At 67.7% G+C, this 20,698-nt stretch carries 16 protein-coding genes; 5 read left to right on the top strand and 11 right to left on the bottom strand.

What is annotated here, in order from left to right:
* Positions 1-67: 67 nt before the first annotated feature.
* From AC1RQC_RS23380 to AC1RQC_RS23345, 8 genes are all read right to left on the bottom strand, one after another.
* A complete protein-coding gene (locus AC1RQC_RS23380) occupies positions 68-1,837 on the bottom strand; it encodes a putative bifunctional diguanylate cyclase/phosphodiesterase (RefSeq protein WP_492375590.1) in 1,770 nt (589 codons plus the stop codon).
* A 222-nt stretch (positions 1,838-2,059) separates the two neighbouring features.
* Complete coding sequence (locus AC1RQC_RS23375) at positions 2,060-3,250, bottom strand: M24 family metallopeptidase (RefSeq protein ID WP_492810411.1); 1,191 nt, start codon at positions 3,248-3,250, stop codon at positions 2,060-2,062.
* 79 nt (positions 3,251-3,329) lie between these two features.
* Positions 3,330-4,298, bottom strand: coding sequence for a Bug family tripartite tricarboxylate transporter substrate binding protein (locus tag AC1RQC_RS23370; protein ID WP_492374786.1), 969 nt, complete (start codon positions 4,296-4,298; stop codon positions 3,330-3,332).
* 131 nt (positions 4,299-4,429) lie between these two features.
* Positions 4,430-5,092, bottom strand: a complete 663-nt coding sequence (locus AC1RQC_RS23365) for a TetR family transcriptional regulator (RefSeq protein ID WP_492374785.1) — start codon at positions 5,090-5,092, stop codon at positions 4,430-4,432.
* An 88-nt stretch (positions 5,093-5,180) separates the two neighbouring features.
* Entirely contained in the window at positions 5,181-6,065 is an 885-nt protein-coding gene (locus AC1RQC_RS23360) for an alpha/beta fold hydrolase (RefSeq protein ID WP_492374784.1), read from the bottom strand.
* Between the two features lie 13 nt (positions 6,066-6,078).
* Positions 6,079-6,738, bottom strand: a complete 660-nt coding sequence (gene leuD / locus AC1RQC_RS23355; protein ID WP_492810408.1) for a 3-isopropylmalate dehydratase small subunit — start codon at positions 6,736-6,738, stop codon at positions 6,079-6,081.
* The gene (gene leuC, locus AC1RQC_RS23350) at positions 6,731-8,149 is read right to left on the bottom strand and encodes a 3-isopropylmalate dehydratase large subunit (RefSeq protein ID WP_492828797.1); all 1,419 of its coding nucleotides are present in this window, start codon (positions 8,147-8,149) and stop codon (positions 6,731-6,733) included. Before leuC ends, leuD begins: the two co-directional genes overlap by 8 nt.
* 53 nt (positions 8,150-8,202) lie before the next feature.
* Complete coding sequence (locus AC1RQC_RS23345) at positions 8,203-9,222, bottom strand: tripartite tricarboxylate transporter substrate binding protein (RefSeq protein ID WP_492884785.1); 1,020 nt, start codon at positions 9,220-9,222, stop codon at positions 8,203-8,205.
* Between the two features lie 164 nt (positions 9,223-9,386).
* Between AC1RQC_RS23345 and AC1RQC_RS23340 the strand changes: the two genes are divergently transcribed.
* Entirely contained in the window at positions 9,387-10,307 is a 921-nt protein-coding gene (locus AC1RQC_RS23340; RefSeq protein WP_492884783.1) for a LysR family transcriptional regulator, read from the top strand.
* Between the two features lie 5 nt (positions 10,308-10,312).
* Here the strand turns inward: AC1RQC_RS23340 and chrA are convergent, their stop codons facing one another.
* The 3 genes from chrA to AC1RQC_RS23325 all read right to left on the bottom strand — a co-directional run bounded on the left by chrA (position 10,313) and on the right by AC1RQC_RS23325 (position 16,070).
* Positions 10,313-11,674, bottom strand: coding sequence for a chromate efflux transporter (gene chrA, locus AC1RQC_RS23335; RefSeq protein WP_492884781.1), 1,362 nt, complete (start codon positions 11,672-11,674; stop codon positions 10,313-10,315).
* A 183-nt stretch (positions 11,675-11,857) separates the two neighbouring features.
* Positions 11,858-12,742 (bottom strand): response regulator, encoded by an 885-nt coding sequence (locus AC1RQC_RS23330; RefSeq protein WP_492374778.1) that lies wholly within the window; start codon positions 12,740-12,742, stop codon positions 11,858-11,860.
* On the bottom strand, positions 12,726-16,070 hold the full coding sequence (locus AC1RQC_RS23325) for a hybrid sensor histidine kinase/response regulator (RefSeq protein WP_492884779.1): 3,345 nt from the start codon (positions 16,068-16,070) through the stop codon (positions 12,726-12,728). Before AC1RQC_RS23325 ends, AC1RQC_RS23330 begins: the two co-directional genes overlap by 17 nt.
* 339 nt (positions 16,071-16,409) lie before the next feature.
* Between AC1RQC_RS23325 and urtA the strand changes: the two genes are divergently transcribed.
* The 4 genes from urtA to urtD all read left to right on the top strand — a co-directional run bounded on the left by urtA (position 16,410) and on the right by urtD (position 20,695).
* A complete protein-coding gene (gene urtA, locus AC1RQC_RS23320; RefSeq protein ID WP_492374787.1) occupies positions 16,410-17,633 on the top strand; it encodes an urea ABC transporter substrate-binding protein in 1,224 nt (407 codons plus the stop codon).
* A gap of 148 nt (positions 17,634-17,781) precedes the next feature.
* Positions 17,782-18,696, top strand: a complete 915-nt coding sequence (gene urtB, locus AC1RQC_RS23315) for an urea ABC transporter permease subunit UrtB (RefSeq protein WP_492828801.1) — start codon at positions 17,782-17,784, stop codon at positions 18,694-18,696.
* A 44-nt stretch (positions 18,697-18,740) separates the two neighbouring features.
* Entirely contained in the window at positions 18,741-19,922 is a 1,182-nt protein-coding gene (gene urtC, locus AC1RQC_RS23310; protein WP_492374775.1) for an urea ABC transporter permease subunit UrtC, read from the top strand.
* A 29-nt stretch (positions 19,923-19,951) separates the two neighbouring features.
* Positions 19,952-20,695 (top strand): urea ABC transporter ATP-binding protein UrtD, encoded by a 744-nt coding sequence (urtD, locus tag AC1RQC_RS23305; RefSeq protein WP_492374774.1) that lies wholly within the window; start codon positions 19,952-19,954, stop codon positions 20,693-20,695.
* Positions 20,696-20,698: the final 3 nt, after the last annotated feature.

The raw sequence follows: 20,698 nt of genomic DNA, 5'->3' as shown, positions 1-20,698 counted from the left end.
GGTGAGCGATTATGCACCTCCGGGACGGCACATGCTTGCGGCACCGCGGGGCTGTTGCCACGCCGCGTCAATCCCCCCGCGCCACGGCGCTTTGGCCCATGACCGCGGCGAAATCCGTTGCCGGCATCGGCCGGCCGAGCAGGTAGCCTTGCGCCGCGTCGCAGCCCTCCTCGGCCAGCAAGCGCTGCTGGGCTTGGGTCTCCACACCTTCCGCCAGGGTTCTCATGCCCAGCGAGCGCGCCAGCGCGATGACCCCGCGAATGACCGCCAGGGCCTCGGGTGCGCTGCCGAGGACTGCAACGAACGATTTGTCGATCTTGAGCGTCGCAACCGGCAGGCGCGTCAGGTAGGCCAGGCTCGAGTAACCGGAGCCGAAATCGTCCAGCGAGGCGCTGATGCCGCAGTGCCTGAGCTCGTCGAGCGCCGCCGCGGCACTGTCGAGGTCGGTCATCAGGGTGTCCTCGGTGACTTCCACGTCCAGCAGCCCGCATGGCACCTCGTGCTCGCGCGCGAGGTCCGCCAGCAAGCCAGCGAGCCCCGGCATGACCAGCTGCCGCGCTGACAGGTTGAGAGAGATCCTGGGCACCGTCAGGCCGGCACGCCGCCAGGCCGCTATCTGGCGGCACACGGCGCGCATGACCCACAGCCCCACCGCCGGCTCCAGCGGGGACTCCAGCAGCACATCGAGAAAGGCGGCGGGAGGCAGCAGGCCGCGCGTTGGGTGCTGCCAGCGCAACAACGCCTCCGCGCCCGCCAGCCTGCCATCCGGCAGCGACCACTGCGGCTGGAAGTGAAGCACCAGCTGGTCGTCGGCCATCGCGGCATGCAGGTCGGCGCGCAGCTGCAGGCGCTGCCGCAAGCCTTGGGCAAGGTCCAGGTGGAAGACGCGGAACTGGAAACGCCCCGCAGCCTTGGCCGCATACATGGCGGCATCGGCGTGGTTCAACAGGGTGTCAGCGGTGTCGCCAGCCTCGGGCCATTGCGCGATCCCTACGCTGGCACCCAGCAGCAGCGTGTGGCCGTCCACCTGGAATGGCTGCGACACGCCGGCCAGGATGGTGCCGGCAAAGCGCTCGGCCTGTCCCGGCCGCGCGTCGCGCAAGATGAACACGAACTCATCGCCGCCGACGCGCGCGACAAAAGCCGAAGGCGCCAGCAGCGCGCGAAAGCGCTCGGCGACCTTGCATAGCAACGTGTCGCCCACGGCATGGCCAAAGGCGTCGTTGACTTCCTTGAAGCGGTCGAGATCGACGAACAGCACCACCACCCCGGCCGCTTGCGGCGCTTGCGCCTGCATGCCGGCCGGCAGCACGGCTACCTGGGCTTCTGCAGCCTGCGCCACCGCGCGCGCCAGCACCTGCGTGCAGCGCCGGCGGTTCGGCAGGCCGGTCAGGTAGTCGTGGTCGGCATGGTATTCCAGCTGGGCCGACTGCTGCCGTTCGCGGCTGACGTCGCGAAAGAGCACGGTAAGGCCGTTGGCATCGGGAAAGGCGCGCGCTTCAAACCAGCATGCCAGCGGGGCATAGTAGGCGGTACAGGTGCGTGATGCGCCGCTGGCAGCAGCCTCATGAAACGTCCGGTAATACGCCGAGCCAATCAGGTCTGGATAGCACTCCCAGATGCCGCGCCCGTCGAGATCCTTACGGGTGCGCTTGAGCCAGCGCTCCATGGTCTGGTTGGCGTAGGCGAATCGCCACTCGCGGTCGAGCGACATGACGCCATCCGCGACGCTATCGAGCATCGCGGCAAGATGCGTGGGCAACGCCCCGGCGGGCGGCGTGCTCGTGGGATTGGCATGACAGGGCAAAAGTGGCGCGCGCTGGGGAGAGTCGTCCATGTCGAGGGGGGTCGTCCGAGCACCGTATGAATCACGGTTGACAAGGCGGCAGGTGGCAGGCGTCGGCCGCATTTTATCCTCGAACACCCCACACCGGTATGCCGGCGCGGGCCTTTGGCCCAAGGATTGCGCACCAGTGCCCGCCACGATGCCCCCCGGTCACATACGGTTTCCCCCCACTATCCCCCCACTATCCCCCGCTATCCCCGCTTGTCGCTGGCGTCACGCCACGGTTGCGTACTCCAGTGTCTTTGGCGTCTTCACGATGACCTCCGGGCGCTCGCCCACCACGACCGTATCGTCGAGCCGGAAGCCACCCAGCCCATAGACATAGATGCCCGGCTCGGCCGAGTAGACCTCGCCGTCCAGCAGTGCGCGCGTGTTGAAGGCCATGTCCTCCGGATACTCGTGCAGCATCAGCCCGACCGCGTGGCCGGTGCGGTGGAAGATGTACTCGCCCAGCCCCGCGCGCTCGATCACGGCCTGCGCGGCGGCGTCCATGTCGCAGACGCGCCGGCCGGTCACCGCGGCCGCCACCGCCGCGTCGGTGGCCTCGGCGGCAACCTGGTAGCAGCGTGCCTGGCGCTCGTCCGGTTTGCCGCAGAACCACGTGCGCTCGTTCTCCACGTAGTAGCCATTCAGGCGCGGCAGGATCAGGTTGACGATGGTATCGCCAGCCGCGATGCGCGCGCCGCACGCGGCGCCGTCGCCGTGCGGCGAGGCCGAGGCCGGCCCCGTCAGCGTCCAGCATTTGAGGATATCGAAATCCTCGCCGGGAAAGCGGCGTGCGGCCTCCTCCACCATCAGCGCCGACATGGCATGGTCCAGCTCCTGCACCAGCCGCCCCGGCCGAATGTTCTCGCGGTAGCGGTCCTGTACCCAGTCGGTCAGGCTCCCAAGCTCGCGCATCACCTGCAGTTCTTCCGCATGCTTGACCCAGCGCATGGCGCGCATCTCCGCCATGGCCGGGCGCAGCGCGAGCTCCGGCAGGTAGCGCTGCGCCGCCGCGAGAATCGGGTGGGCCACGTCCACGGCAATGCGCGAGCCGCCCAGCCCGTGCGACGCCAGCAGCGACGCCACCACCTCGGGCAACTGCGGCGCTAGCGCCAGCCGCTGCGACACGCGCGGATGCTCGGCGTAGTAGGTCACGTCGCGCAGCCAGACCTTGTCCTTTTCCGTGCACAGGCGCATGTGGTTGGTGGACAGCTCGTTCATCACGGCGAAGGGCTCGCCGTTGCGCGGCACGAACACGAAAACGGGGCGCTCCCACGGCCAGACATCCAGCTGGAAATTGGTGGCGAACTGGAAGAAGTCCGGCGTGCTGAACACCAGCGCGTCGACGCGGATGCGGTCCATCAGCGCGTGCATCATTGCCAGGCGATAGTCGCGCACGGCGGTCGTGATCTGGGGCATGTCTAGTCTCCTTGGTTCCTTGCTTCCTTGGTAATGGGTGCGGGCGGGTGCGGGCGGGTGCGGACACATCCGCCCGGGATCAGAGGGCGATGCCGAGCTTGCGGATCATGGGGCCCCAGGCCTGCGCGTCGCGCTGCATATGGCGCTCCACTTCGGCCGGTGGCCCCTTGATCGGGTCGAGGAACTGGTTGGCCAGCTTGTCCTTGAATGCCGGCTCGTCCATGGCCGCGTTGATGTCGGCGTTGATCTTCTGCACCAGCGCCGCCGGCGTGCCGGTCTTTGCGACGATGGCGTACCAGCCCGGCACCGCCACGTCGTAGCCAAGCTCCTTGAAAGTCGGCACATCGGGCAGCGCGGCCAGGCGCCGCTCGCCGGTCACGGCCAGCGCCACCAGCTTCTTGCCGGCGATATAGGGCTGCACGCCCGCCACCACATTCATCATGGCCGGCGTCTCGCCCGACATCAGGCTGGTTGAGCCGCCGGCGCCGTTGAACGGCACATGCTGCAGCTTGATGCCGGCGCGCTCGGCCACCAGCTCCATGGCCAGGTGCGTGGAGTTGCCGATGCCGCCGGAGGCGTAGCTGATGCCGCCCGGCCGCGCCTTGGCGAGCCGCACGAATTCGGCAAAGCTGGTGGCGTGCATCGCCGGCGCGACCACTAGCACGAACGGCGAGTTGGCCAGCATCGCCACGCCGGTCAGGTCGCGTTGCGGCACATAGGGCAACGTGGGATACAGGAAGGGATTGAAGGCCAGGTTGGACACGCCCGCGAAGAACAGGGTGTAGCCATCGGCCGGCTGCTGCAGCACATAGTTGATGGCCAGCACGCCGTTGGCGCCGGGCTTGTTTTCCACAACAACGCTGCGTCCCCAGCGCTTGCCCAGCGTTTCGGCCAGCGCGCGCGCGAGCACGTCGTTGCCCGTACCGCCGGCCTGCGGCACGACCAGCCTGACCGGGCGCTGCGGCCAGTCCTGCGCCCAGCCGGCCGCGCCACATGCCATGCCCGCCACGGCGAGCGCGGCGCTTAGTATCAGTGTGCGTCTGTTCACTTCGATCTCCTCTCGCATCCCTTGAGCGGCACCCTCGCATCGAGGTGCATGCGGTTTACTGTACCATGTGGTACATGAGGAGGGAAAAAAATTTTCGGGACTGCGGCGCCGACGCCGGCGCCGCATACGGATCAGGCTTCGGGTGCGGATTTCGCGCCCGGGGCCCCAGGCGCATTCAGCATGCGCGCGAAGTACTTCAGCGCGGCAGTGGTGCCCTTGCGATCGCCCGTGGTGACGAGATCCAGCAACAGGCCGCGCACGGTGGCGACCTCGATGCGAGCCCGCAGCTTCGCCTCGCTCGTGCTCAATCCAAGCTGCTTGTGAAAGCGCTCGGTCAGCGCGCCGGTCCAGCTGCCGATCACATCGTCGAGGAACACCTGGAAGCGTTCGCGATCGCGAATGGCGCGGCCGTAAATCTCGAACAGCAACTGGATGATGGGCAGGTAGTTGTCCGCCGAGTAGCGCGCCCAGGCTACCTCCAGCGCCCGTGCGGGATCGGACTCGCTGGCGGCCAGGCTGGCGCGCGCATCCAGCTCGGCATGGCGGATGCGGCGCAGCACCGCCTCCCAGAACTGGTCCGCCGAGCCGAAGTAATAGATCAGCATGCGGTGGCTGGTGCCGAGCGCCTCGGCGATATGGCGCAGCGACAAGTCGCCGATGCCGTGCTCCAGCACGTGGTTGACGGCGCCGTCGAGCAGCTGGATGGCCTGGTCGCTGGCAGCGCGGCCTTGCGCGAGTGTTTCGAGCCTATCGAGCGTCTCGGTGGCAGCGGCGGGATTCTTGCGGGGCGGCATGGACTGGGGAAAGCGTTCGGTTGGGCACAGGGGCGAAGACAGCGAGTGTAAGCCAGCCCGGCTCGCAGCGCATTCGCCCGTTGCATCCCTAACCTGCGCCCAGCAGGAAGGGCAGCGTCTCGTCCAGCAGCAGCGCCGGCACTTCCTCGGCCATGTAGTGCCCGCACGGCAGGCTCTTGCCGCTCACGTTGCGCGCCACCTTGCGCCACTCTTCCAGCGGCGCGAAGCAGCGGCCTACCGCGCCCTGCTCGCCCCACAGCGCCAGCATCTCGCACTCGACCTTGCGCCCGGCGGCGAGGTCGGCACGATCGTGTTCGAGATCGATCGACGCGCTGGCTCGATAGTCCTCGCACAGCCCGTGCGCCGCGCCCGGCAGGCTAAGGCAACGCAGGTACTCCGCCATGGCCGCCTCGGTAAACGGCGCCAGGCCGGCGCTGCGGCTGCCCATGGTGCTGCGCAGGTAGAGCGCCGGATCGGCCTCGATCAGCGTCTCGGGAAACGGCGCGGGCCGGATCAGGAAGAACCAGTGGTAGTAGGCCAGCGCGAACTGCAGGCTGGTCTGCTCGTACATCGCCAGCGTGGGCGCAATATCCAGCGTGACCAGCCGCTGCACGGCATCCGGATGATCCACCGCCATGCGGTGCGCCACGCGCCCGCCGCGGTCATGCGCCATCACCAGGAAGCGCTCGAAGCCCAGCGCGCGCATCGCCGTGACCTGGTCCTGCGCCATGCTGCGCTTGCTGTAGTTGGCGTGGTCCGGCAGCCCGGCCGGCTTGCCGCTATCGCCGTAGCCGCGCAGGTCGGTGGCGACCACCGTGAAATGCCTTGCCAGCGTGGCGGCCACCTTATGCCAGATCACATGCGTTTGCGGATGGCCATGCAGGAGCAGCAAGGCCGGGCCCCGGCCACCGACGACAGCGTGGATCTCGACGTCGCCACATGGAATGCGATGCTGCGTGAATCCTTCGAACACGTTCCGTCCTCCTTCAGGCGGACAGCCGCGCCATGGTCTTGGCGGCGACGTCCTGCAGCCAGGGCTGCGACTGGTGATGGCGCCGCGCGAACGCGGCGATTTGCGACGACTGTGCCAGCGTTGCGCCGATCATGTCCAGTCCCTGGCGAAACATGGTGCGGTGGCGCTCGGCCAGCGTGAAGGCAAAGCGCAGCGCGCCGGCGCTCACCGACATCGCCGCGAGGTCGATCTCGATCCGCGCAGGCGCGCCGCCCGACACCGCGGCCATCAGCGCATCCACTTCTGCCTGCGGCAACATCACCAGCAGCAGCCGGTTGTTGATCGCGTTCGAGTAGAAGATCTCGCCAAAGCTGGGCGCGATCACCGCGCGAATGCCGTATTGCTGCAGCCCCCAGACGGCGTGCTCGCGGCTCGATCCGCAGCCAAAGTTCGGGCCGGCCACCAGCACGCCCGCGCCCAGGTACCGCGCCTGGTTGAGCGCGAACTCCGGGCGCGGCACGCCTTGCGCGTCGAAGCGCATATCGTAGAACAGGCCACGGTCCAGCCCGGCCTTGTCGATGATGCGCAGGAACTGCTTGGGCATGATCTGGTCGGTGTCGAGGTTCCCGATGGGCAGCGGCGCGCCAAGCGCGGCGATCAGGTCGGAATCGTAGTCAGGCATGGCATCAGGCATTGGTTTGCTCCAGGCGGCGCACATCGGTGATGCAGCCGGTCAGCGCCGCCGCGGCGGCCATGGCGGGACTCATCAGGTGGGTGCGCCCGGCGCGCCCCTGGCGTCCCTCGAAATTGCGATTGGTGGTGGAGGCGCAGCGCTCGCCGGGCGCGAGTACGTCGTCGTTCATTGCCAGGCACATCGAGCAGCCCGGCTTGCGCCATTCGAAGCCGGCGTCCAGCAGCACCTGCGCAATGCCTTCGTCCTCGGCCTGCTGGCGCACCGCGCCGGAGCCCGGCACCACCATCGCGCGCACGCCTTCGGCCACCTTGCGCCCGCGCACGATGGCGGCCACAGCGCGCAGGTCTTCGATGCGCCCATTGGTGCAGGAACCGATGAACACGCGCTGCACCGGCAGGCCTTCGAGCGTGGCCCCCGCCTGCAGGCCGATATAGTCCAGCGCCTTGGCGGCAGCGCTGCGCGCCGTGTCGTCGATGGCATCCTCCACCGGCGGCACGCACGCGTCGATGGGGATCGCCTGGTCGGGGCTGGTGCCCCAGCTCACATACGGCGCCACGCTGCTGGCGTCGAACACCAGTTCGCTGTCGAACCTGGCATCCGCATCGGAATGCAGCGCCCGCCAGCAGGCCAGCGCGCGCTCGCGCAGCGTGGCATCGATATCGGCGGCGCGGGCCAGCACGTATTCGATGGCCGCCGCATCCGGCGCGATCAGCGCGCCACGCGCGCCGGCTTCCACCGTCATGTTGCACAAGGTCATGCGCGCCTCGATCGACAGCGCGGCAATGGCGCTGCCGGCGAACTCCACCACATAGCCGCGCGCGCCCTGCGCGCTGATGCGGCTGATGATATGCAGGATCAGGTCCTTTGCGGTGGCGCCACGCGGCAGCACACCGTCCACGCGGATGCGCATGTCCTTCGCCACGCGGTACACCAGCGTCTGCGTGGCCAGCACGTGCTCCACCTCGGATGTGCCGATGCCAAAGCCAAGCGCGCCCAGCGCGCCGTAGGTGGTGGTGTGGCTGTCGCCGCACAGCACCACCATGCCCGGCCGGATCATGCCGTGCTCGGGCGCGATCACGTGCTCGATGCCCTGCAGCGCGTCATCGGTATCGAACAGCGCGATGCCGTGCTGGTCGCAGTTGCGCTTGAGGTTGCGCGCCTGCAGCGCCGAGGCGGGATCCTGGATGCGGCGCGGGCTTTCGGCGTGGGTGGGGATGATGTGGTCCACCACCGCCACCTGCTGGCCCGGCGACGGCACGCCCCGGCCCTGCGCGGCCAGCCCGGCAAAAGCCTGCGGACTGGTGTATTCGTTCATCAGGTGCAGATCCGCGTAGAGCAGCACGTGGTCGGCATCGAGCGCGGCCACGGTGTGCGAATCCACCAGCTTGCGATAGTAGGTAAGGCCTGACATGGGACAGCCTGCTTGATATGCGTTGAAAAAATGCGCGGCAGAAAGCACCGCGCCTACTCCGGCGTGATGCCGGCCTGCTTGATCTGCGCGGCCCAGCGCTTGATTTCCTTGTGCAGCATGGTGTCGGCCTGGGACGGGCTCATGGTCAGCGGCTCGAAGCCTTCCTTGAGCAGGCGCGCTTTGATCTCCGGCGCGGCCAGTGCCTGGTTCAGCGTCTGGTTGAGCTTGGCGATCACCTCCTTGGGCGTGCCGGCCGGCGCGCTGACGATGAACCAGGTCTCGAAGGTGTAGTTGGGCAGGCCCGCCTCGGCAATGGTGGGCACATCGGGCAGCAGCGCAGAGCGCTTGGGCCCGGTCACCGCCAGTGCGCGCAGCTTGCCCGCCTGCACCTGCGGCAGCGCGGCGGAGAGCACCGGGAAGCTGAGCTGCACCTGGCCGGCGATGGTATCGACCATGGCCGGGCCGCCGCCCTTGTACGGCACGTGCAGGATGGCCGTGCCGGACTCGGACTTGAACAGCTCCGCCGCCATGTGGAAGGTACTGCCGGTGCCCGCCGAGCCAAAACTCAGCTGCCCGGGGCGGCTCTTGGCCAGCGCAATCAGTTCCTTCACATTCTTGGCCGGCAGGCCGTTGGTCACCACCAGCACATGCTGCGAGGTGCCCATGGTGCCAACCGACGTCAGGTCGCGCTCGGTGTCGAACGGCAGCCTGGCGAAGAGCGAAGGATTCACCGCCAGCGCCACGTTGTTGATGGCCAGCGTATAGCCATCGGGCCTGGCCTTGGCGGTCTGGTCCATGCCGATATTGCCCGAGGCGCCGGCACGGTTGTCCGCCACCACGGTCTGGCCGAGTTGCCGGCCCCACGCTTCGGTGACAAGCCGCGCGGCGATGTCGACGCTGCCGCCCGGAGCGAACGGCACGATCAGGCGAATCGGGCGCGCGGGAAACGTCTCGGCCGAGGCCACCGCCGGCGCGAGCGCAACTGACAAGGCGACAGCACTCATGGCGAGCGGCATCCGGCCGATCCGGCCGATCCGGCAGATCCGGCGGGCGATGGCGATAAAGCGGTTCATGTGGGGTCTCCTGGGTGGCAGGCTGGCTGCCAGGGAACGCCCCCGACGCCGCCGCGCTTATTGAGATTGGAGATGCCAGTTTAACCATTGAACCCACCGCTATAATTTCATCCAAAGACTTTCATTCAGTCTTCCAATTCACCAATCAGGCCTCGGACCGCATCGTGGATAACTTCTCCGACCTCGCCTTCTTCGTCACCCTGGTCAAGCGCGGCAGCCTGGCCGGCGCGGCCCAGCAGTTCGGCATCACACCGTCGGCCGCCAGCAAGCGGCTGACGGCGCTTGAGGCGCGGCTCGGCGTGCGCCTGCTCAACCGCACCACGCGCCGGCTGAGCGTCACGCAGGAGGGCGAGGCCTACCTGGCGCAGGGCGCGCGCATCCTGGCCGAGCTGGAGGAACTGGAGCAAGGGCTTGGCGGCAGCCGGGTGGCGCCGCGCGGGCTGCTGCGGGTCAACGCCACGCTGGGCTTCGGCCGGCGCCACGTGGCGCCGGCGGTGGGCGCCTTCCTGCTGGCCTGCCCGGAGGTGGAGGTGCAGCTGGAACTCACGGACCGGCCGCTGAACCTGGCCGAGGCGGGCTTCGATGTCGGCATTCGCGTGGGCGATTTACCCGATGCGCGCCTCACCGCCCGGCCCATCGCGCACAACCGCCGCCTGCTATGCGCCGCGCCGCGCTACCTGGCCAGCCACGGCGAACCGGCGTCGCCGCGCGAGCTGCAGCAGCACCGCTGCATCGTGATCCGGGAGAGCGACGCCACCTACGGCACCTGGCACCTGCGCTCGGCCAGCCGCCACGAAGCCGTAAAGGTGCGCGGGCCGGCCAGCACCAACGATGGCGAAGTGGCCCTCGGCTGGGCCTTGCAGGGCCACGGCATATTGATGCGCTCGGAATGGGAGGTGGCGCCGATGCTCCGCTCGGGGCGGCTGCGCCAGGTGCTGACCGACTGGGAAACGCCGCCAGCCGATGTGTTCGCCGTCTTCCTCACGCGCGACCACCTCACGGCCAAGGTGCGCGCGTTCGTGGACTTTTTGGCGGAGCACTTCGCGGCCCACCGGATGGCGGGCGCGCCCTATAGTGGCTGGTAGCCCGCTCAGGCCATGCCGCGCGCGAACACCAGCGCCAGCCCGGCGCCTCCGCAAGCGAGGATGACCGGGATCACGCCGGCCTTGAAGCGGAACAACGCCACCGCCGCGGCCAGTCCGATCAGCGCGCACGGCCACTCGAAGCGCCCTTGCAGCCCGGCGGGCCACAGCACGTGATAGGCAAAGAACACCGCCAGGTTGACGATCACGCCAACCACCGCCGCCGTGATGGCAGTCAGCGGCGCGGTGAACTTCAGGTTGCCGTGCGTGCTCTCCACGAACGGCCCGCCCAGCAGGATGAACAGGAACGACGGCAGGAAGGTGAAGAACGTCACCACCGTCGCCGCCGCCACGGCCGACGCCACCACCGCATCGGCACCGAACACCGCCTGCGTCCAGCCGCCGACGAAGCCAACGAAGGCCACCACCATGATGAGCGGGCCAGGCGTGGTTTCGCCCAGCGCCAGGCCGTCGATCATCTGCGGCGCGCTAAGCCAGTGGTAGTGCGCCACCGCGCCCTGGTTGACGTAGGGCAGCACCGCATAGGCACCGCCAAAGGTCATCAGCGCGGCCTTGGTGAAGAACCAGCCCATTTGCGTGAGCGTGCCCTGCCAGCCGTAGCGCCAGGCCAGCGCGCCCAGCGCCAGCCCCCAGATCGCGAGGAACACCGCCAGCACCAGCCCGAAGCGCTTCCAGGTAAACATCGCATGCAGCGGCGTGGGCGTGTGGTCGTCCAGCAGCGCGGGACCAAGACCGGTCTTGCCCGCGCCATGGCCGCCCCCGCTGGCAAAGCGCGCCGGCGCGAACCGGCCGCCCGCGTAGCCGATCAAGGCCGCGACCAGCACGATGACCGGGAACGGCAATTCCAGCGCGAAGATGGCGACGAACGAAGCCGCCGCGATCGCCCACAGCCAGCTGTTCTTCAGCGCCCGCGAGCCGATGCGCCACGCCGCCGACATCACGATGGCCGTTACCGCCGGCTTGATGCCATACAGCACCCCCGCCACCGCCGGCACCTCGCCAAAGCGCATGTAGATCCACGACAGCAGCATCAGGATCAGCAACGAGGGCAGCACGAACAGCCCGCCCGCGATCACCCCGCCCCAGGTCCGGTGCATCAGCCAGCCGATATACGTTGCCAGCTGCTGCGCCTCTGGCCCGGGCAGCACCATGCAGTAATTAAGCGCGTGCAGGAAACGGCTCTCGGAGATCCATCGTCGCCGTTCGACCAGGTCCTCGTGCATGATGGCGATCTGCCCGGCCGGGCCGCCAAAGCTGATGAAGCCCAGCTTGAGCCAGTACCAGAATGCCTGGCGCAAGGTGATGGCGGCCGGGGCGGCGGTGTCTGGCGTGGTGGTCGTAGCTTGCATGGGAGCCGATGTGGGAATGGTGTCCAGCGACGGGCTGGGCGCCTAAGATAGCAGAGACTTGTGTCAGCATGCTGCCAATCACCCACGCGGCCGCATGGAGGATACGGCCCGCGATCATGACGGCGCGGCCAGGGCGCACCACCGCCACGCCTGATCACACCTGCTCACACCGGAAGCTCTGACCTAGCCCAGAGCGCGCTGCGCGGCCGCAACGGCAGCTGTGCGGGTTTCCACGCCGAGCTTCTCGTAGATGTGCTCGAGATGCTTGTTGACCGTGCGCGGACTCATGCCCAGGATCTCGGCCACGTCGCGGTTGGTCTTGCCGCGCGCCACCCACACCATCACCTCCGCCTCGCGTGGAGTCAACTCGCTTGGCGCCGCCGATTCGCTCGTTGCCGCCTGCGCGGCCAGTTCCACCACCATCACGCCTGCCGTCACGGCGGTCAGCCTGCGCAGGCGCAGTCCGCCCAGCGGCAGGCCCTGCATGCTTGCGTTTTCCTGCAATGCCCACAGCGTAGCCACCAGCTGCGCTGGCAACATCTCGCCCGGCAGCCCCTGCGCCCAGCCCTGTGTCTGCAGCAGGGCTGCCGCGCTAGCGTTCATCCACATCAGCTGCCCGCCCGCATCCGCCGCCAGCATCGCGACCGTGCTGCTCAGCACCGCCGCGCGCGCACTGCGCGCCAGCCGCGCCTTGGCCGCGTGCGAGCGCACCCGCGCCACCACTTCGGCAATCGCCACCGGCTTGGTCACGTAGTCGCACGCGCCCACCTCGAAACCGCGCACGATGTGACCGGTCTCGCCCAGCCCCGTCATGAAGATCACCGGCAGATCGGCGTGACGGTCCATCAGCGCCGCGCAGGTGGCAAAGCCATCCATGCCCGGCATGTCCACGTCGAGCAGCACCGCGTCCGGCTCGAAGAACGCCAGCGCGTCGAGCGCGGCGTTGCCGCTGTGGGCGGCGTGCACCGCCATGGCTTCGCCGCCGAGGGCGCGGGTGAGCAAGCCGCGCGCGTCGGCGTTGTCGTCCACCACCAGCACGCGGGTCTGCAGCTCAGGAACGGGAATCATGGAGCGCCTCGCCAAGTGAATGTGTCAGTGCAGCGCCGTCGATGCGTGCCAGCGCGAGCATGCGCGCCGCCCATGCGGCGGCTGCGTCCGTGCCTTCGGCCAGCTCGGACAGCTGCGCCTCCAGCGCGCGCTGGCGGCCGGTGGCCCCGAGCAGCAGCAACTCGCGCAGGAGCTCCGAGGATGGCAATGCAGCCGCCGCGCTCTCGCGCAGCGCCACGCTGGCCAGCGCGCGCCGCACCACCTCGATCAGTTCGGGCTCGCGCACCGGTTTGCTGACAAAGGCAAAATAGCCGTGCGTGGCGCGCGCCTCCTCGGTGTTCTCGTGCGCGTTGGCCGAGACGATCACCACCAGCGGGGCACGCGGCAGCGCGCGCAGCAGGCGGCACAGGTCCCAGCCGGATGCATCGGGCAGGTTCAGGTCCAGCAGCACCAGTTGCGGGTCCAGGCGCTGCACCGCGGGCAGCACCGCCGCGCCCTCGCCCACCGCATCGACCACGAGCCCCAGCGGCGCCAGGAAACCGAGCAGCACCGCGCGATGCGCCGCGCGATCGTCCACCACCAGCACGCGCGCATCGGCCGGCAACCGCGTGCCCACCGCCGCGGGCCTGCGCGCCACCGGCGCCGTCACCGTCGGCAGGTAGAGCCGCGCCGTGAACTCGCTGCCGGCGCCGGGCGCGCTGCGCACGCGGATCTCGCCGCCCATCAGGTCGGCCAGCAGCCGCACGATGGCCAGGCCCAGCCCGATGCCATCGCGGTCGTCGTGGCCGCCGGCGCGCTCGAAGGGATCGAAGATGCGCTCCTGGTCCGCGGCGTCGATGCCGGGGCCGGTGTCGCTTACCACGATGGTGGCCATCTCGCGCTGGTGCCGCACGGCCAGCGTGACGGCACCCTGCTCGGTGAACTTGATGGCGTTGCTGACCAGGTTGATGACGATCTGGCGCAGCCGCTTCGGATCCCCGTGCACGTGCGTGGGCAGCACGCCTTCAACGCGGTAGTGAAAAGCCAGCCCGCGCGCCGCAGCGAGCGGCCGGAACATCCGCACCAGTTCGCCGAACAAGTCCTCCAGCGCCACCGCCTCCTGCGCCAGGCGCAGCTTGCCAGCCTCGATGCGAGACAGCTCCAGCAAGCCATCGACCAAGCTGGAAAGATGCTCTCCCGCACGCCCGATGGTGCGCACGTCCTCGCGCAACGCGGGCGGCAGCGGCCCCGCGCGCAACAGCAGTTGCGAGTAGCCGAGGATGGAGTTCAGCCCGGCGCGCATCTCGTGGCTCATGCCGGTGATAAAGCGGCTCTTGGCCAGGTTGGCTTTCTCCGCGACCTCCTTGGCACCTTGCAGCAGCGCGTCGGTGTGGCGGTGCGCATCGATTTCCTTTTGCAGCAGCATGTTCTGCCGCTCCGACTCCTCCTGCGCCACGCCCCGGCTCTCGTTGGCCAGCACCAGCCACCACGCGGCCACCGCCGCGAACAGCAGCAGCCCGGCGAAGATCTTGATGAACAGCCCCGTGCGTGGCAACGCCGCCAGCGCGCCCGACAACTGCTCCTGCGTGTACAGCAGCCACAGGAAGGTGCCGAACACAAACACCATGCCGGCCAGCACCAGGCAGAACTGGCCGATGCGGCGCGCCATCACCGGCGGCGTGCCGACCGGCAGCACCCGCGTGAGCGCGGTGACGATCTGCTCCTGCGCGCTGGCGCCGGGCTTGCAGCGGTCCCCGCACCGCGCGTCCAGCGTGCAGCACAGCGAGCAGATCGGCCCGCGATACGCCGGGCAGGCAGCCACGTCTTCCACCTCGAACGGATTGCGGCAGATGGTGCAGCGGACCACCTTGTGGCGCGGGCCAAAATCCACTGGTGTGCGCGCGATGAAATAGCGGCTTTGCGTGGCGAACGCGATCAGCGGCGGGATGACGATGGCCAGCACCAGCGCCACCCCGATCGACGCCGGGCGCAACGTCTCGCCGAACGCACCCAGGTGGACCAGCATCGATCCTGCCGAGGCCATCATCATGGCGCCGAAGCCAGCCGGGTTGATATCGAACAGGTAGGCGCGGCGAAACTCAATGGTGCGCGGCGACAGCCCGAGCGGCTTGCTGATGAGGAGATCCCCGACGATGGCGCCGACCCACGCCACCGCCAGGTGCGCGTAGAGCGCCAGCACCTGCTCCAGCGCCTCAAACACGCCCATGGCCATCAGCATCACGGCAATCAGTACATTGAACGCCAGCCACACCACGCGGCCGGGATGGCTGTGCGTGAGCCGCGCGAACACGTTCGACCACGCCAGCGATCCGGCATACGCATTGGTGATGTTGATCTTGGTCTGCGACAGCAGCACGAACAGCCCGGTCAGCACCACCGCCACCCAGCCCGGCCACGCTCGCCCAAGCGCGCGCGAGAAACCGGCCAGGTACATCTGCGTGGGCTCCAGCGCGTGCGAGATCGGCACCTCGGCCTGCAACGCCACAAAGGCGAGAAATGCCCCGCCCGCCATCTTGGCCGCGCCCAGCACGATCCAGCCCGGGCCGGCGGCAATCAACGCGCTCCACCAGCGCCAGCGGTTGCTCGGCGTGAGTTCCGGCATGAAGCGCAGGAAATCCACCTGCTCGCCAATCTGCGCGATCAGCGCGGCGGTGACCGTGGCGGCGGCGCCGAAGGCATGCCACGAGAAGCCATCGCCTTCGGCCAGGCGTCCGTTGAAGGAAAGGAAATCCGTGTAGAGCCCCGGCTCGCGCCACCAGATCACCGCGTAGGGCAGCGCCAGCAGCAACAGCCATGCCGGCTGGGTCCACAACTGGATGCGCGAGATCAGCGTGACGCCGTGCGTGACCAGCGGGATCACCACCATCGCCGACAGCAGGTAGCCCAGCGCGCGCGGCAGCCCGAACAGCAGCTCGAAGGCCTGCGCCATGATGGCCGCCTCCAGCGCAAAGAAGATAAAGGTGAAGCTGGCGTAGATCAGCGACGTGATGGTGGAGCCGAGATAGCCAAAACCCGCGCCGCGCGCCAGCAGGTCCATGTCAACGCCGTTGCGGGCCGCGTAATAAGAGATCGGCAGCCCGGTCAGGAAGATCACCAGGCTCACCACGCCGATGGCCCACATCGCATTGGTAAAGCCGTAGCTCAGCGTGATGGCCGCACCGATCGCCTCCAGCGCCAGGAAGGCCACTGCACCAAAAGCGGTATTGGCCACGCGAAATGCGCTCCACTTGCGGAACGTCCTTGGTGCAAAACGCAGCGCGTAGTCCTCCAGCGTCTCGTCGGCGACCCAGCGGTTGTAGTCGCGCCGGATCTTGCTGATGCGCTGTACGGGCTGGCTGGCGGCTGGCATGGGGGCGGTGACTCCGGAGGGTGCGCGCGTGGGCGTGTCGGCAGATGCAAGAGCTGTGCCGAGCACCGTGGTGAAGGGCACCAATCGTAACGCCCGTCACTCGCCCGGGGGGCGCATGCACGTACGTTGAATGACGTATGGAAGCTAGCGCTGCGCTGCACCATGATCCAGCCGCAGGGTCATTCACAGCCACCGCTAACCGGCCAACGCCGTCTTACCTCACCACGCCTCCAAGGAGCGTCGATCATGCGTGACAAAGAAACGAACGGGTCCCTTTCTTCCCAAGATGCCGATACCCGTACCGATGCCGCCGGCGCGGTCTCGCGGCAGCGCCGGCGCATGATGCAGGGCCTGGCCGCGCTGCCGGCCCTGTCGCTCGCCGGCGTGGCCGGCCTCAGCGGCTCGGCACGCGCGGCGGTGCCGACCGCCGTTGCCAACACCACCAGGCTGGCCGTCACCGACACCGAGGTCACCGTGGGCCAGCTGCACTCGGCCACCGGCACCATGGCGATTTCCGAGACCGGCTCGATCCAGGCCGAGCAACTGGCCATCGACCAGATCAACGCGGCGGGTGGCATCCTCGGCCGCAAGATCAAGGTCATCAAGGAAGACGGCGCCTCCGACTGGCCCACCTTCGCCGAGAAATCCAAGAAGCTGCTGGTCAACGACCGCGTGGCGGCCGTGTTCGGCTGCTGGACCTCCGCCTCGCGCAAAGCCGTGCTGCCGATCTTCGAAAAGGAGAACGGCCTGCTCTACTACCCGACGTTCTACGAAGGGCTGGAGCAATCGAAAAACGTCATCTACACCGGCCAGGAAGCCACGCAGCAGATCATCTGGGGCCTGGACTGGGCGGCAAAGCAGAAGAACGCCAAGAGCTTCTTCCTGATCGGCTCCGACTACATCTGGCCTCGCACCTCCAACAAGATCGCGCGCAAGCACATCGAGAACTTCCAGAAGCTCAAGGTGGTGGGCGAGGAGTACTACCCACTCGGCCACACCAACTTCAACTCGCTGATCAACAAGATCAAGATCGCCAAGCCGGACTGCATCTACGCCATCGTGGTGGGGGGCTCCAACGTGGCCTTCTACAAACAGCTCAAGGCCGCGGGCATCACCGCCGACAAGCAGTTCCTGCTGACCATCTCTGTGACCGAGGATGAAGTGCTGGGCATCGGCGGCGAGAACATCGCCGGCTTCTATGCGGCCATGAAGTACTTCCAGTCGCTCGACAACGCCAACAACAAGTCCTTCGTCGATGCGTTCAAGACCAGGTACGGCGCCAAGTCCGTGATCGGCGACGTGACGCAGGCCGCTTACCTCGGCCCCTGGTTGTGGAAGGCCGCGGTGGAGAAGGCCGGCTCCTTCGACATCGACAAGGTGGTTGCCGCTTCCCCCGGCATCGAGCTGAAGACCGCGCCGGAAGGCTATGTGAAGGTCGACCCCAACCACCACCTGTGGAGCAAGACGCGCGTGGGCCTGGCGCAGCTGGACGGGCAGTTCAAGGTGGTGGCGGAATCGCCTTCGCTGATCCCGCCCAATCCGTTCCCGAAGGGCTACCAGTAAGCGGATTGGTCCACGTTGATTTACTCCCTCTCCCCCTTGAGGGGAGAAGGAGTAAAAGCCGTCGTCATGGCAGACGGCTTTGGCGCATCTTGCCGGCTTCGTTTTGCACAGCTGGCGAACTTATCTTCTACCGATGGCGGAGCGCACGATGAACCTATCCGACATGCTGAATATCGGCCTCATGCAGGGCTTTGCCGGCCTGAGCCTGTTCTCGGTGCTGCTGCTGATGGCGCTGGGCCTGGCCATCATCTTCGGCCAGATGGGCGTAATCAACATGGCCCACGGCGAGTTCATGACGATCGGCGCCTACACCATCTTCCTGGCTTCCACGCTGACCGAGCGCCTTGCGCCGTCGTGGATGCCTTACTACTTTCCGCTGGCGATCGGCGCGGCGTTCGCCCTTGCGTTCTGCGCGGGCTGGCTGGCCGAATGGGCGCTGATCCGTCACCTCTATCGCCGCCCGCTCGATACCCTTCTCGCAACCTGGGGCCTGTCACTCGGCATGCAGCAGATCTTCCGCTCCACCTTCGGCCCCAAGGAGGTCAGCCCCACCCTGCCCGAATGGCTGATGGGTTCGTGGGCGCCGGCGCAGGGGCTGGATATTCCCATCAACGGCATGTTCGTGATGGCGCTGACGCTGTTCGTCACCGGCATGGTGTGGCTGGCGCTGTACCGCTCGCGCTGGGGCCTGCGGGTGCGCGCCACCACGCTCAACCGCGCCATGGCCAACGCGGCCGGCATCAACACGCGGCGCACCGACCGCCTCACCTTTGCCATCGGCTGCGGCATCGCCGGCGTGGCGGGCGCGGCATTTACCACCATCGGCTCCACCGGGCCCACCAGCGGCTCGCTCTACATCGTCGACTCCTTCCTGGTGGTCACATTCGGCGGCGCGGCGAGCCTGCTCGGCACGGTGGCGTCGGCCTTCGGCATTGCCCAGGCGCAATCGATCAGCGAGTTCTTCCTCACCGGCTCGATGGCGCGCGTGCTGACGCTGCTGCTGATCGTGACGATCCTGATGATCCGCCCGCAAGGCCTGTTTGCGCCGGCGGTGCGGCGTTGACAACACCCCTCAACAAGACGTTAAGCACTGCACAGGAGCTTGTGATGTCACCCTCCTCTTCCGCCGCGCCTGCGGCACGCCGATTTCTGCGCGGCGAACTCGCCGGCCACCTGGTGCTGGCCGTAGTGCTGCTGGTGATCATGCCGCTGGCGCTCGACGTGTTCCGCCTCAACCTCGTCGGCAAGTACCTGAGCTACGCCTTCGTCGCCATAGGCCTGGTCATGCTGTGGGGCTACGGCGGCGTGCTGAGCCTTGGCCAGGGCGTGTTCTTCGGCCTGGGCGGCTACGCCATGGCGATGTTCCTTAAGCTCGAAGCGTCCGACGTGAAGAGCACCGCGATCCAGTCCACGCCCGGCATTCCTGACTTCATGGACTGGAACCAGATCACCGCGCTGCCTTGGTGGTGGGAGCCGTTCCGCCACCTGCCCCTCGCGCTGGCCGGCGTGATCGCGGTGCCGGTGGCGCTCGCCTTCATCGTCAGCTTTGCCATGTTCCGGCGGCGCGTGGGCGGGGTGTATTTCGCCATCATCACGCAGGCGGTGGCGCTGATCCTCTCGGTGCTGATCATCGGCCAGCAAGGCTTTACCGGCGGCGTGAACGGCATCACCGATCTCAAGACCATGCTGGGCTGGGACATCCGCAGCGACAGCGCCAAGGTGATCCTGTACTTCGCCAACGTGGTGCTGCTGTTCGGCGCCATCGCCCTGTGCCGCTGGATCCAGCGCAGCAAGCTCGGCGTGCTGCTGCTGGCGATGCGCGACAAGGAAGACCGCGTGCGCTTCTCCGGCTATGACGTGGCGATGTTCAAGGTCTTCGTGTTCTGCCTGGCGGCGGCGCTGTCCGCGGTGGGCGGCGCGCTGTTCACGCTGCAGGTGGGCTTCATGTCGCCGTCGTTCGTCGGCATCGTGCCCTCCATCGAGATGGTGATCTACGCGGCGGTGGGCGGGCGCATGAGCCTGGTGGGCGCGGTGTGGGGCACGCTGCTGGTCAACTTTGGCAAGACGTATTTTTCCGAGAGCTTCCCCGACCTGTGGCTGTTCCTGATGGCGGCGCTGTTTATTGGCGTGGTGGTGGCCTTCCCCGACGGGCTGGCCGGGCTCTATAGCAAATACATGTCGCGGCGCAAAGCCGTCGCAAGCCCGTCGCAGCCGGCCAATTCTGCCAATTCGGCCGAGCCGGCCACGGCGACGCCGCCCGCCGAAGACATCCCCGGCCGTACCGCTTGAAGCCATCCGTCCGAAGCGAGGAAGACACCATGAGCAATACCGATTTCATGCTGGCGGTGGAGGACCTGACCGTGTCCTTCGATGGCTTTCGCGCCATCGACAAGCTAACGCTCTATGTGGATCGAGACGAACTGCGCGTGATCATCGGCCCCAACGGCGCCGGCAAGACCACGCTGCTCGACCTGGTCTGCGGCAAGACCCGCGCCACCGGCGGCAGCATCAAATTCCGCAACCGCGAGATGACCGGCCTGCCCGAATACCAGATCGTGCGCGCCGGAGTGGGCCGCAAGTTCCAGACACCCTCCATCTACGAGAACTTGAGCGTGTTCCAGAACCTGGCCGTGTCGTTCCCCCGCAGCCGTGGTGTGTTCGGCGCGCTGAGCTTCCGCACCACGCCCGAGGTGCGCCAGCGCGTGGCCGACGTAGCCGCCGAGATCGGCCTGGCCGATGCGCTGGAGCGCGAAGCCGCGCAACTCTCGCACGGACAGAAGCAGTGGCTGGAGATCGGCATGCTGTTGATGCAGGAGCCGCAACTGCTGATGCTGGACGAGCCCATTGCCGGCATGAGCGTGCGCGAGCGCGAGCAGACCGCCGAGTTGCTCAAGCGCATCAGCCGAGGCCGCGCGGTGATCGTGATCGAGCACGACATGGACTTCGTCAAGCGCATTGCCGACAAGGTCACCGTAATGCACCAGGGCAAGATCCTCGCCGAAGGCTCGATGGAGCAGGTGCAGAACGATCCGCGCGTGATCGACGTTTATCTTGGCCACTGATCT

This window comes from Cupriavidus sp. GW822-FHT03E04 (assembly GCF_058801495.1).
The sequence above is the reverse complement of the archived record's forward strand: the minus strand, read 5'-3'. Positions and strand labels throughout refer to the sequence as shown.